Annotated in this window: 11 protein-coding genes and 1 rRNA gene; 6 read left to right on the top strand and 6 right to left on the bottom strand. The window is 43.1% G+C overall.

Annotated elements, in window-relative coordinates; genetic code table 11:
* Positions 1-117 precede the first annotated feature (117 nt).
* The 5 genes from btr (at position 118) to CVV77_RS14275 (ending at position 5,526) form a co-directional block, all read left to right on the top strand.
* Entirely contained in the window at positions 118-1,707 is a 1,590-nt protein-coding gene (gene btr, locus CVV77_RS14295) for a bacillibactin transport transcriptional regulator Btr (protein WP_100275705.1), read from the top strand.
* Positions 1,708-1,797: 90 nt separating this feature from the next.
* Positions 1,798-2,751 carry an iron ABC transporter substrate-binding protein FeuA gene (gene feuA, locus CVV77_RS14290; RefSeq protein ID WP_060397806.1) on the top strand — a complete coding sequence of 318 codons (954 nt, stop codon included), beginning with the start codon at positions 1,798-1,800 and terminating at the stop codon, positions 2,749-2,751.
* 18 nt (positions 2,752-2,769) lie between these two features.
* On the top strand, positions 2,770-3,774 hold the full coding sequence (locus CVV77_RS14285) for a FecCD family ABC transporter permease (protein WP_100275704.1): 1,005 nt from the start codon (positions 2,770-2,772) through the stop codon (positions 3,772-3,774).
* Positions 3,767-4,777, top strand: a complete 1,011-nt coding sequence (gene feuC, locus CVV77_RS14280; RefSeq protein WP_100275703.1) for an iron ABC transporter permease FeuC — start codon at positions 3,767-3,769, stop codon at positions 4,775-4,777. The genes CVV77_RS14285 and feuC overlap by 8 nt, the downstream gene beginning before the upstream one ends.
* Positions 4,774-5,526, top strand: a complete 753-nt coding sequence (locus tag CVV77_RS14275; protein ID WP_100275702.1) for an alpha/beta hydrolase — start codon at positions 4,774-4,776, stop codon at positions 5,524-5,526. The genes feuC and CVV77_RS14275 overlap by 4 nt, the downstream gene beginning before the upstream one ends.
* Before the next feature lie 9 nt (positions 5,527-5,535).
* On the opposite strand, the gene CVV77_RS14270 is transcribed toward CVV77_RS14275, so the two are convergent.
* The 5 genes from CVV77_RS14270 to CVV77_RS14250 form a co-directional block, all read right to left on the bottom strand.
* Positions 5,536-6,456, bottom strand: coding sequence for a bile acid:sodium symporter family protein (locus CVV77_RS14270; RefSeq protein WP_100275701.1), 921 nt, complete (start codon positions 6,454-6,456; stop codon positions 5,536-5,538).
* A 144-nt stretch (positions 6,457-6,600) separates the two neighbouring features.
* The gene (locus tag CVV77_RS14265; protein WP_100275700.1) at positions 6,601-8,037 is read right to left on the bottom strand and encodes a SulP family inorganic anion transporter; all 1,437 of its coding nucleotides are present in this window, start codon (positions 8,035-8,037) and stop codon (positions 6,601-6,603) included.
* A gap of 240 nt (positions 8,038-8,277) precedes the next feature.
* Positions 8,278-9,324 carry a zinc-dependent alcohol dehydrogenase gene (locus tag CVV77_RS14260; protein WP_100275699.1) on the bottom strand — a complete coding sequence of 349 codons (1,047 nt, stop codon included), beginning with the start codon at positions 9,322-9,324 and terminating at the stop codon, positions 8,278-8,280.
* A complete protein-coding gene (locus CVV77_RS14255) occupies positions 9,299-10,249 on the bottom strand; it encodes an inositol monophosphatase family protein (RefSeq protein WP_100275698.1) in 951 nt (316 codons plus the stop codon). Before CVV77_RS14255 ends, CVV77_RS14260 begins: the two co-directional genes overlap by 26 nt.
* Positions 10,246-11,514, bottom strand: a complete 1,269-nt coding sequence (locus CVV77_RS14250; RefSeq protein WP_019257291.1) for an aspartate aminotransferase family protein — start codon at positions 11,512-11,514, stop codon at positions 10,246-10,248. The genes CVV77_RS14255 and CVV77_RS14250 overlap by 4 nt, the downstream gene beginning before the upstream one ends.
* A 271-nt stretch (positions 11,515-11,785) precedes the next feature.
* On the opposite strand from CVV77_RS14250, the gene CVV77_RS14245 reads away from it, so the two are divergent.
* Positions 11,786-13,009, top strand: coding sequence for an MFS transporter (locus CVV77_RS14245; protein WP_100275697.1), 1,224 nt, complete (start codon positions 11,786-11,788; stop codon positions 13,007-13,009).
* Positions 13,010-13,047: 38 nt separating this feature from the next.
* On the opposite strand, the gene rrf is transcribed toward CVV77_RS14245, so the two are convergent.
* Positions 13,048-13,163: ribosomal RNA gene (gene rrf, locus CVV77_RS14240) — 5S ribosomal RNA — on the bottom strand.
* Positions 13,164-13,172 lie beyond the last annotated feature (9 nt).

Raw genomic sequence — 13,172 nt, 5'->3', positions numbered from 1 at the left:
AAGGGTTCTTTTCATGACAAAAAACCACCCGCTTTATATAGGAAAACCTTCATTTATTTGGTACAATCTTATTGAAAATGATTATCAATTGAATGTTTCTGAAAAGGTGGTCTACTCTTGCAAAATACAGTGATTTATCATCCCATACAAATTGAATATCTGAAAAAAACAAGTGATCTCTTCTCAGAACAGCAATTAACCGATTCATACGTGCTGATCTTTCATTTAAAAGGAAATGGCCATATTTCGATCGGAACAACCATCAGCCCTCTGCAAAAAAAGACACTTTATGTTTGTCCGCCGAACGAGACCTTCGGCTTTATGCCTCCATCCGAAGGACATATAGATGCCTGTCTCATCAGGCTTCAAAGCTATGTCAAGGAAACCGGGCAAGATATCTTAACACCATGTACAGAAACGGAATTAGCCAAACTGAAGCTTGTGAATGTTTCACATATCGAAAACCTTACAGCCCGGCTTCAAGAGCTTGCAGCACTATGGAATGAATCGTCTCAGCTTTCACAGCTAAAATGTGTGATTGAAGTACAAAGCCTGATTTATGACCTTTTCACTGCCAGTTTATCTGATCAGACGGATACACATTCAGCAATCGAAAAAACAAAACAATACATCGAAACCCATGCCGATACAAAAATTACACTTGCCCAGCTGTCGCAAATGGCAGGAATCAGCGCCAAACACTACAGCGAAACATTTAAAAAATGGACAGGTCAAAGCGTAACAGAATTTATCACAAAAACGCGAATCACCAGAGCAAAACGGCTCATGGCAAAATCAAACTGCAAATTGAAAGAAATCGCTCATCAAACCGGCTATCAGGATGAATTTTATTTCAGCAGAATCTTTAAAAAACATACAGGCTGTTCACCTACAAGCTATATGAAAAAACGCCAAAAAAAAATTGCTGCATACGGAAGGGGCACAATGGGACATCTCATCCCTCTTCATCACATACCGTTTGCGGCCGCGCTGCATCCAAAATGGACGTCTTACTATTATCAGCATTATTCGACAGATATCCCCGTCCAGCTCAGCGCATACCGGTTTAATGAAAAGTGGAAAGAAAACCTGCACACGTTATCTCAGGCTGAACCAGATGTGATTTTGAGCATGGACTCTATTACTCTAGAAGAACAAAAACGCCTGAATCGCATCGCAGAAGTGATTTATCTTCCTTCAGAAGAAAGCTGGAGAACTCACTTTCTGCAAACAGCTTCTTTCTTAAAGGAAGAGACCGAAGCAGAAAAGTGGCTCGCGGCTTATGACCAGCAGACGGCGGCCGCCAAAAAAACACTTCAGCACGCCGAAGGGCTGCGTTTTCTCTTTTTAAGGCTGCATAAGCAAGACTTTTACCTGGCACATAATAGAAGCGTCCGCGAAGTCTTCTTTGGAGATTTAGGATTTCGCTCGGCAAAAACAGCAGACACGCCTTCAGAGCAAGCGATTTCGTTAGAAAATATCGCAAATTGCCAAGCTGACTGCATGATGCTTTTTCTATTTAAAGAGCCTGAAACCATTGCTTATTACCAGCAATTGCAGCAGACAGAAGCGTGGCAAAACCTAAGCGCGGTGCGGAATAACCGTGTTTATCTTCTATCCTTTGACCCGTGGAATGAATACTCAGCTTGCGGGCACGAACGGATCGTTCAGCAAACCATTTCTTTACTATCCGGTGATAGTCCATGATAAATATGGAATTTGTCCATGGTGTTATATCTGTTCATTCTCTATAATTCCAATTGATAATAGTTATCAATTGAACAGGAGGCTCTATAGATGAAAAAGATATCTCTTACCTTATTAATCTTGCTTCTCGCGCTTACGGCGGCAGCTTGCGGCAGCAAAAACGAATCGACTGCCAGCAAGGCAAGCGGCACAGCATCTGAGAAGAAGAAAATTGAATACCTTGATAAAACATATGAAGTAACTGTACCGACAGATAAAATTGCCATTACGGGAAGCGTTGAATCGATGGAAGACGCGAAACTGCTTGACGTTCATCCGCAAGGCGCGATTTCATTCTCCGGCAAATTCCCTGAAATGTTCAAAGACATCACTGATAAAGCCGAAGCAACCGGAGAAAAAATGGAGCCAAACATTGAAAAGATTCTTGAAATGAAGCCAGACGTCATCCTTGCTTCAACAAAATTCCCGGAAAAAACACTGCAAAAAATAAGCACAGCCGGCACGACGATCCCAGTTTCTCACATCTCTTCAAACTGGAAAGAAAACATGATGCTGCTTGCCCAGCTGACTGGAAAAGAGAAAAAAGCGAAAAAAATCATCGCAGACTATGAACAAGATCTAAAAGAAACAAAAACAAAAATCAATGAAAAAGCAAAAGATTCAAAAGCGCTTGTCATCAGAATCAGACAAGGCAACATTTACATTTACCCTGAACAGGTGTACTTCAACTCCACACTTTATGGTGATTTAGGCCTTAAAGCGCCGAATGAAGTAAAAGCTGCAAAAGCGCAAGAGCTGATTTCATTAGAAAAATTAAGTGAAATGAATCCTGACCATATCTTCGTCCAATTTTCTGATGATGAAAATGCAGACAAACCTGAAGCATTAAAAGATTTAGAGAAAAATCCAATCTGGAAAAGCCTTAAAGCAGTCAAAGAAGATCATGTGTACGTCAACTCAGTAGATCCTCTCGCACAAGGCGGCACAGCTTGGAGCAAAGTCCGCTTCCTGAAAGCGGCTTCTGAAAAATTGACACAAAACTAATTCAGAGTAGGTTTTTGTATGTATTCAAAACAGTGGACACGTATCATATTGATTACTTCTCCATTTGCTATTGCACTGTCGCTGATGCTTTCAATCCTATATGGCGCAAAGCATCTAAGCACAGATATTGTTTTTACATCTCTCATTCATTTCGATCCGGGAAACACAGACCATCAAATTATATGGCATTCCCGGATTCCAAGGGCTGCCGGCGCTCTGCTCATAGGGGCAGCCCTTGCTGTTTCTGGAGCGCTTATGCAAGGCATTACGCGCAATTATTTAGCTTCGCCCTCCATTATGGGCGTTTCAGATGGTTCCGCGTTTATCATCACGCTTTGTATGGTTTTGCTCCCGCAATCGTCTTCGTTTGAAATGATCATTTACTCTTTTATCGGCTCAGCGTTAGGAGCTGTGTTAGTATTCAGCCTTGCCGCCATGATGCCTAACGGGTTTACCCCCGTGCAGCTTGCCATCATCGGTACAGTCACAAGCATGCTGCTCAGCAGTTTATCAGCGGCCATGTCGATATATTTTCAAATTTCACAGGATCTCAGTTTCTGGTACAGCGCCAGACTTCATCAAATAAGTCCTGATTTCCTGAAGCTAGCCGTTCCGTTTTTCCTGATTGGCATCGTAATGGCCATTTCTCTCAGCAAAAAGGTGACCGCTGTATCATTAGGCGACGACATTTCTAAAAGTTTGGGGCAAAAGAAAAAAACCATTAAAATCATGGCGATGCTTTCAGTCATCATTTTAACCGGCAGTGCAGTAGCGCTGGCCGGAAAAATTGCGTTTGTCGGATTGGTTGTTCCGCATATCACGAGATTTCTCGTTGGCTCTGATTACAGCAGGCTGATTCCGTGTTCCTGCATCTTAGGCGGCATTTTTTTAACCCTGTGTGATCTCGCAAGCAGATTTATCAATTATCCATTTGAAACACCGATTGAAGTCGTGACATCCATTATTGGCGTGCCTTTCTTCCTTTATTTGATTAAACGAAAAGGAGGGGAGCAAAATGGCTAAAAAATATGCCGTATTTATCACTTTGATTCTCGTTGTCAGCTATTTCAGCTTAACGAGCGGATCATTTTCTGTTCGTCCGGCTGAGCTGCTCTCCACTCTTTTTCAGATCGATCCGAATCCGCAGTATGAAATTTTGCTGTTCGATTTAAGACTGCCGCGGGTCGTCATGGCAGCCATTATCGGGCTCGGTCTTGGCATTGCAGGCGCGGTCATCCAGGCCATCACACGAAACGGACTTGCAGACCCGGGAATTCTCGGAATCAACGCAGGGGCGGGAGCCGGGATTGTTGCATTCATGCTCTTGTTCCAGGGTCAGAAAGAAGTGACATCTATTGCTGCAGCGATGGGAATGCCGTTTTTCGGATTGATAGGCGGACTGATTGCAGCGATCCTGATTTACATATTTGCATGGCACAGAGGCAATTTAGATTCAGGAAGAATTATTTTGGTAGGAATCGCGATCAATTCAGGATTCAGCGCACTGTCTTTGTTTTTATCATTAAAAATGGACCCGCAAGACTATCAAATGGCCATGGTGTGGAAAAACGGAAGCATCTGGTCTGCCAACTGGACGTATATCACAGCCGTTCTCCCATGGATGCTGCTGTTTATTCCAATTCTTATCGCCAAGTCCCGCTTGCTCGACTCCATACGTTTTGATGAAGACACAGTCAGAAGCCTCGGTATTTCATCAAATAAAGAAAAAACCATCCTGCTCGTCGCCTGTGTAGCAATCATCAGCGCCTGTGTCTCCGTAGCGGGAAGCATGGCGTTTGTCGGCTTAATTGCTCCCCATATTTCACGGAGACTGGCTGGTGTCGAACACCGCTACATCCTGCCACTGAGCGGTTTAATCGGCATGCTGCTTGTAATAAGTGCAGACTTTGCCGGAAAACTGTTTTTCCAGCCCGCGGAAGTGCCCGCAGGCATCATTTTGGCGATCCTCGGTGTTCCTTATTTCTTATATCTGCTTTTTAAGCAAAAAAAGGGGGAGAATGCTTGAACGGATCCCTTTCAGAGCATAAAGCCGGGAAAAGGAGGTTCACGCTGTACCTCCCTCCTTCCTACAGTCCAGGCAGCAGGGCATTTCCTGCTGTTTACGTGCAGGATGGCAGTTCTTTGTTTCAAGACCAAATCGAATTATTAGAAAGCGCATTTCAACAGCGAAGGCTGCCTGAACTCGTGCTGATCGGTATCGAACCCGAAAACCGGCTAAATGAGTATACGCCTTGGCCGGCTGCATCACTTAGTGATCGGTTCCCGGACTTCGGCGGAATGGGATATCACTATCTGTCTGATTTAACGAACCAGTTCATTCCGCTTATCGAAGAAAACTGGAACGTCACCAGGGAACCGCAGTCAAGAGGAATGATCGGTGCCTCATTAGGCGGCCTCATCTCAATGTTCGCCTTATTAAAGTACCCGTCGGTGTTTGGAAAAATAGGTTCTATCTCAGGTTCATACTGGTACGAGAACGCACCGGAAACCGTTCATTTATCTTCTTTAAAGCCCGGCACTTCACGTATTTTTATGTCTGTCGGCAGTGACGAAGGCCATGAGAAACAATCCATTCAGCGGAATATACTGCAGAATACAAAGCAAGTGCACCAAAGTTTAAAAGAAAAAGGCTTCATTGAAGAGCAACTGTGTCTTTCAATTGAAAAAGGGGCGGTACACCACCTCAAGCACTTCTGCCAACAGTTCATCATCGCGCTCGAATGGCTATACGGAAAAAACCGCTCAACCCTATGAGCGGTTTTTTCATGCTTTCTGCAATACAGGTTTTAATTCAAAGCGATTCAGCATATAGCCAAACAAAGCCGCCAGTATCTGCTGAAACAGCATACCGATCACAACGGGAACGGCAACCTGAGACGGAAAGAACGTAACGGCAAGAACTGCGCCGGCACTGATATTTCTCATGCCGCCCGTAAAAATAAGAGAGACAATTTCCTCTTGGCGCCTTTTCATCATTTTTCCGATCAACCAAGCAACGGCATAGCCTGTTAACGCGATAAAGAAAACCGTCACAGCTATACCTACAAATCTCAAATCAACCGCTTTGAAATAAGGAGCAATCGCTGAACTGTTAATCGCAATCACAGCCATCAGACAAAGCTTTGAAAAAGGTGACAGCGCACTGCTCACAGATGCCGTTCTTTCTGGAGATGACATCTGATTAAACAGCATGCCCAGAAAAGAAGGAATCACGACCATCACAATCAGCCCTTTCATCATTCCCCACACATCCATATGAACCTGAGCGCCGGCAAGCAATGAAAGGCTCAGCGGTACGATTAACGGTGACAGCACAGTATCAACTAAGATAATTGAAAGCGTCAAACCGACATTCCCTTTGTACATCGCTGCCCAAATCAAGCTTGTAATCCCCGTAGGAATCACAACAGCCAATGTTAAACCGGTGATCGTCAAAGGATCGCCTTTAAAAATAAGATGGCCGCTGCCCCAAGCAAAAAGCGGCATAAAAATATGAAGAACAAATAGTGCAAGAATCATAGGAAGAGGATGAGACAAAGCGTGTCTCAAAGATTGAAAGTTAGCGCTCAAACTGCCTGCAAACGTAATAAAAGCAAAGATCCAAGGCACAGCCCATTCATACCCATTTAAAAACTGAGACAGCAGCACGCCCAGCACCACACTAGTCGGCGTTAAAAGCGGCATCACTCTCCCTAATACACGATTCAGCTTCTGAAGCATCATATGCAAGTCCCCTATTTAAAATTTCTATTCTCTCTATTATATCAATGCTGTTCAACCGTATGTTATATAAAAAAGCCCAGTTCTCTTGAACTGGGCTTCCCTATTTTATGCCATCTGTTTCATAAGGGCTTTACTTGCATTGTTCAAACCTTTTAATTCAGCTTCAACGCCCTGTTCTTTAAATTTCGCAACAATCTTATCAAGCGCAGCAGCTCCTGAATCATCCCAAACGTGAGCTTCAGTTAAGTCAATCACGACCCGCTCAATGTCCTCTTGATAAAGAAACGCATTCGTAAGCTCTGTCACTGACGCAAAAAAGATTTGCCCCTTCACTTGATACGTTCTCAGCTTTTGATCCTCTGCATGAGAAACAATTTTCAGCTTCGAGATTTTTGCCACAAAGAACACAGCACTTAAGAGAACGCCGACGAATACGCCTTTAGATAAGTCATCCGTCACAACAACCGTCATCACAGTCACAACCATGACAATCGAGTCGGTGAGCGGCGCTTTCTTGAGACCTTTTAAAGAAGACCAATCAAATGTGCCGACAGACACCATCACCATAACAGCCACTAACGCAGCCATCGGAATTTTCACTACAACCTGACTTAACACCGCAATTAAAAACATCAGAAATGCACCGGCAACAAATGCGGACAAGCGTCCTCGTCCACCCGCTTTTGTATTAATGACAGATTGTCCGATCATAGCGCAGCCAGCCATACCGCCAAAGAACCCGGTCACGATATTCGCAATTCCCTGTCCGCGGCTCTCTTTATTTTTATCACTATCCGTATCCGTCATCTCATCAATAATCTGTGCTGTCAGTAAAGACTCTAGCAACCCTACAAACGCTAAAGCGATGGAATAAGGAAAAATGATTTGCAGTGTTTCGAAGGTAAACGGAACATCCGGGATTAAGAAATGAGGCAATGAACTAGAAATATTCCCCATATCCCCGACCGTCCGCACATCCACATGGAAAGTGACAGCAATAATCGTCATCACAATAATCGCGACAAGCGGAGACGGAACCGCAGTCGTAAACCTCGGCAGCACATAAATAATAACCAACGACCCGGCAAGCATCGCATACATGCTCCAAGAAGCACCTTCAAACTGAGGGAGCTGCGCAGAGAAGATAAGGATCGCCAGCGCATTCACAAACCCGATCATCACAGAACGCGGGATGAATTTCATTAATCTCGCTATTTTACTGATGCCTAAAATCACCTGAATGATTCCTGTCAAAATCGTAGCCGCAAATAAATACTGAAGCCCATGATCAGCAACCAGTGACACCATAACGACCGCCATTGAGCCAGTAGCAGCTGAAATCATGCCTGGTCTGCCGCCAAAAATAGAAATAATAATGGCTATACAAAATGACGCGTAAAGACCGACCATCGGATCAACACCGGCTATAATAGAAAAGCCAATTGCTTCAGGTATTAATGCTAATGCAACTAAAATGCCAGCAAGAATGTCTTTTCGGATATTTCCGAACCATTGCTGTTTTAATGTAAAACTATTATTCAAATATAACGACTCCTTTTTAAAAAATAAATCCGCACCGTATCTGTTGTATTGGGAGCTTTCTTTATTTTACGGGAGAAAATGAAAAGGAAAACGATCGGAGAAAAAGGGGAAACGTTGAGTATATTGTATTGAGGCAAGGAGTTATTATACAAAGAGTATCATATTAAATTTTATTCAAATACGCAAGGTGAATGCTGAAGAAAAATATGGCTCAAACTAAGTTTGAGCCATTTCGCTGCATTATATCATATACGGATGGGAAACAAGAATCGTTTTAACTGCGGCAATATCTTTTCTCTCATTTGACAACGGATCTATGCCCATCAATTCCTGGATGGCGGCCTCATAGTTCTCAAGCGGGGTTTTCTCCGTAATCAGTTCAGAAAGCTGAGGCATGTCCGCGGCACATGATACCGCATCCTCCATGATTTGTCGAGCCTCTCCGGTTCCAACAATCGTCACACCATTGGAAAGCAGCTGGAAAGGCCTGATTTTCATCTCATACGTATCATCAAATCCCATGGGCACAAGCCTTCCGCCCTTGTCAATTAACGGATATGCCCAATCAAGCTGATTGCCGATCGCGTCAAAGATCACATCAAATGTTCTTCCTTGGTTAATCCGCCTGACCTCATCTGCCGTTAAATCCTGCGGGTGATAAACATAGTCAGATATCCGGCGTGCCGCTTCTGACCGATACTCTCCGATCTCGGTCGCAACGGTCAGCCTTGATAGTTTTTTCACCATCATTTGAACAAGCAGCCCAATCGGCCCTGACCCTAATACAAGTACAGAATCGTCAGGTTTTATTGCAGCCCGCTCTATCACATTTAATACACAAGAAAGCGGCTCAATTAAAGTGGCTCGTTCCCATTCCATATTGTCCGGGATTTTATACATAAAACGGTCCTCGCCTACGTAATAATCGGCAAAAGTGCCATGCGCCCCTAATCCCAGCTGCCAGTCTTCAAACGTTTCACAATAACAAGTTAAACCTTTCCGGCAATAATAACACTTCCCGCAAAACTGAGTCGGATCAATTACCACGCGATCACCAGGCTTGACGTTTTTAACATCAGGCCCTGTTTCTGTCACCACTCCCACAGATTCGTGGCCTAGGATCATATTGTGTGTCGCATGCATCTTTCCTTTTAGAACATTTAAATCCGTTCCGCAGATGCCTGTCCCGTATATTTTAACTTTCACATCGTTCATTTTTTTGATTTGAGGTTCTTCTACTTCTTGCATTTCAAGCCGATCATTAGGAGTCCAGACCAACGCTTTCATATGTCTCTTCCTTTCTGTCCCAGCGAATTTGATCCAGCAGCTTCTGATGCAGCTCCTTCGTTGATGCAGCGATGCATGACTGCTGGTTATTGTAGCTAAGATCCGTCAGAAGTGTATCATCCAAGGACTTTCCATACGCATCAGTAATCACAACACCTGCTTTTTTTGCCAAAAACACACTTGCGGCAATATCATATGGAAACAGATGCAAGACCTGCCCATTCCCTACATCCTGAAAATCTTTCAGCAGCGCAGGATCATCTTTTAATAAACGATTGCCGATATCCACATAGGCATCCATCTGCCCTGTAATAATCCTGGAGATTGAATAAGAAGCACTATTGAAAACAAATACGCCGCCATTATTCGCTGACTGATCAATCAAATGACCGTACGCATCAATCATCAGGTGCGCGGGATGCCCATTAAACTCAAGGCTCCAGAACATATGTTTAATGTCTGTCACTTTGCTCAGATTTGGCAGGGTGCCACGATAGCCTTCATAATAAATCCCTTCAGAATAAACATCCGCGTACATATAGGCACCTGTTTTCAGCTCAAGCAGAAAAGCAAATTCAATATCCTTAATCTTTGCATCAGGCTTGTATGCAGCTAATGCGATAGAGATACAAGACATTTCAAGTCCTGCAGCTGCCGGGCGGGTGCCGTCAATCGGATCAACGATCAAAATATATTGAGGATTGTCCCCAAATATCTTCAGACCGCCATCTTCCGTATAAAAAGCGACTGACTCCGCTTTGCTATTCACATATTCCAGCACTGCATTCTCGGCAGCGGCATCAATGTTAAACTGTGCATCTCCGCCTGGGGAATACCCATTAACTAACCGGTTTTTCAGTGTTCCTTTCTGTCCCTTCACTTCTTCATAAACAAATTTTCCAAGCTCTATAATATATTCTTTCACTTGATATCCTCCAATAGCTTACGAAGTTTGAAACAAAGCACCTCAGCCTCACTAAGTGTAATCGTGAGAGGCGGACGGATTTTAAATACATTTCCGAATCCGTAACGGGAAGTCCGTAAAATTAACCCATAATCCATAGCCCGTTTCGCAATGTAATTGGTCAGCTCTACATCAGGCTCATTATTCTCTTTTACAATTTCAACACCGATCATCAAACCTACGCCTCTGACGTCAGCAATAAATGTGAATTCTTTCTTCATGTGCTCTAAGGAATCCATAATGTAATTCCCGACAGTTGTTACATTTTCTAAGAAGCCCGGCCGCTGCATGATTTCGATTGTCTTACAAGCAGCTGCCGAAGCCATCACGTTCGAGCCATAAGTAAATGAGTGATTGTGGCCGGCTAATCCCATGTATTTTTCCTCTGTGAGGGTGGCGGCAACCTGGAATCCCGTGCCTCCTAATCCTTTTGCAACAGTCATCATATTCGGTTTCACATCAAAGTAATCAGCGGCAAACATCCTGCCTGTCCGGCCGAATCCGGTTTGAATTTCATCAAAAATAAGTGCAATATCATGCTCATCACAGAGCTTTCTTAATTGCTTAAAGTACTCCTTAGGCGGAACGATGTTTCCTCCGTTACCGGAAATCGGTTCAATAATCATCGCGGCAATTTTTCCGTTACTCGCATATTCAATAAAATCATTAATTCTTTCTACACAAAGCATTCCGCAGGAATCTGGCTTCTGATTGTAAAAACAACGGTTGCAATAGGGGTCAGGCACCTGTAAGCCAAAAGAAAACTGAGGGGGGAATGGCTCTCTTCGAAATGAATTTCCGGATAACGCAGACATCATATACGTTTGGCCAAGGTGGCTTCGGAATAAAGAAATGACATCTGTTTTTCCAGAATAGTTTTGAGCCATTTTAATAGCTCCTTCATTCGCGGCAGAGCCGCTGCTAACCTTAGGGTGAACTTTAGTGAGATTGTCGGGGGAGATTTCTACAAGTTTTTCAGCTAGTTTATTAACGGCGTTGGTTTGGTAGGAAGAAGTGACGTGTATCAGCTGGTCAGCCTGTTCTTTGACTGTATTAATAACTTCTTTATTGGTATAACCCAAATTCAAGTTGAAAGTAGCAGAGGCACAATCAATATACTCATTGCCCTCTGAATCGTACAAATAGATGCCTTCACCTCTTTCCATGACAACGTCATCCACTTTGTAATACAAACTGTCTGGATTCGTAATTTCTTTAGTCCCCACTACCAACACCCCTATTCATAAAATATGTAAAACTCGTTAATCATCGTATAAATTCTAGAAATTAATGTCAACTAGATAAATAGTAAAAATTGTTAACTATTTGTTAACGTTTGCATGGGGGGTTTCTATTCAAACTTCATATGTTATGATAGAAATAAATGGGTTTATTGTAAAAAAACTAAATACAAACAGAGTAAACAGCTTATTTTTACTACCAGTCCTATTATGTAAATCCTAGGTGAGTATTATTTTTATTAAAGGAGATTAATGAATGAAAACTCGTTTACTGTGGATTGGATGTTTATCTTACGGATCAATCGCCTTTACTCTCGTTATCCTTGGTGCTGTCCTGCCGGAGTTGCTTTCCCATTACGCACAAAGCTACAGTAACGGCGGAGCATTAGTCTTTTCGCAATTTATGGGGTTTTTAATTGGTGTACTGGGGATGCCTTACGCAGTAAAGAGATTGGGCCGAAGAAAAGTAGTTGTTATTGGACTTGCCATGATCAGCTGCGAATTGTTTATTTATTTCCTTCCTCCATGGCCTCTGCTTTTTCTTCTTGTCAGTATGGCTGGACTTGGCGCCGGACTCGTAGAATCTTGTGTAGGAACAATTATCCTAACAGCAATTAAAGAAAAACAAGCAATTGCCATGAGTAAGATGGAAGTAGCGTACGGTTTAGGAGCCCTTTTCATGCCGTTGCTGTCTGGTTTCTTAATCAGCAATAATGTATGGGCATTGGCCTTTCTTGTATTGGGGTTAAGTTCATTTCTTTTGATGCTTGTTTGGAGCCGAATGAGCTTTGGCAGTTTAGACGATTTACTCATCCGTCAAACAAACACTTCGGGCAATGGTAAACAACAAGCACCTATCAGTTTTCGAAAACATGGCTTACTGTTTATTTCTTTAGCAGCTGCTTACTTCTTTTTTTATGGAGGCAGTGAAGTATCGATTGTTCACTTTATCCCTTCCATCTTCGCTGAAAAGTGGGAGATCTCTAACTCCTTAGCAACATTGACGGTAACAATATATTGGATCGGCATGATCATTGGCCGTTTACTGACTGGCCCGGTTTCCGAAAAACTAACCTATCATCGTTATCTTAGGCTGATTAACATCGGCGGCCTCATTTCACTTTGTATTTTAGCAATTAGTAATACGGCTTTTGCAGGGTTTGTTCTGTGTTTCTTCTTAGGGTTATTTATGGCTGGTATGTTTGCCATTGCTTTAATTATCACCAATCAATTCTACCCTGGAAAAACAGAACAAACGACAAGCATGCTGCTCGCTGCCAATGGATTAGGCGGTTCTATCCTGCCAATCGCAGTCGGATGGACTCTGGATGAGTTCCCCGTACAAACTGCATTTTGGTTATTTACGACTCTCATGTTGATCATGCTGGGGATTGTATTAGTATTAAAAATATTAGAGAACTTGAAAAGCAGAAAGCTCGATAAAATGAATACTGAAGAAAGCAAATCAGTGCAGATATAAAACAAAAAAACCCAGCTCAATGAGCTGGGTTTTACCTTGCTTGGCGGCGTCCTACTCTCACAGGGGGAACCCCCCGACTACCATCGGCGCTGAAGAGCTTAACTTCCGTGTTCGGTATGGGAACGGGTGTGACCTCTTCGCTATCGCCACCAAACAAATTGAG

Source organism: Bacillus sp. SN1, assembly GCF_002796895.1.
Taxonomy (GTDB): Bacteria; Bacillota; Bacilli; order Bacillales; family Bacillaceae; genus Bacillus; species Bacillus inaquosorum.
The sequence above is the reverse complement of the archived record's forward strand: the minus strand, read 5'-3'. Positions and strand labels throughout refer to the sequence as shown.

Coding starts and splice junctions, on each gene's coding strand:
- feuA (WP_060397806.1), top strand. CDS start 1,798: ATGAAAAAGATATCTCTTACCTTATTAATCTTGCTTCTCGCGCTTACG.
- CVV77_RS14285 (WP_100275704.1), top strand. CDS start 2,770: ATGTATTCAAAACAGTGGACACGTATCATATTGATTACTTCTCCATTT.
- feuC (WP_100275703.1), top strand. CDS start 3,767: ATGGCTAAAAAATATGCCGTATTTATCACTTTGATTCTCGTTGTCAGC.
- CVV77_RS14270 (WP_100275701.1), bottom strand. CDS start 6,456: ATGCCGCTTTTAACGCCGACTAGTGTGGTGCTGGGCGTGCTGCTGTCT.
- CVV77_RS14260 (WP_100275699.1), bottom strand. CDS start 9,324: ATGAAAGCGTTGGTCTGGACTCCTAATGATCGGCTTGAAATGCAAGAA.
- CVV77_RS14245 (WP_100275697.1), top strand. CDS start 11,786: ATGAAAACTCGTTTACTGTGGATTGGATGTTTATCTTACGGATCAATC.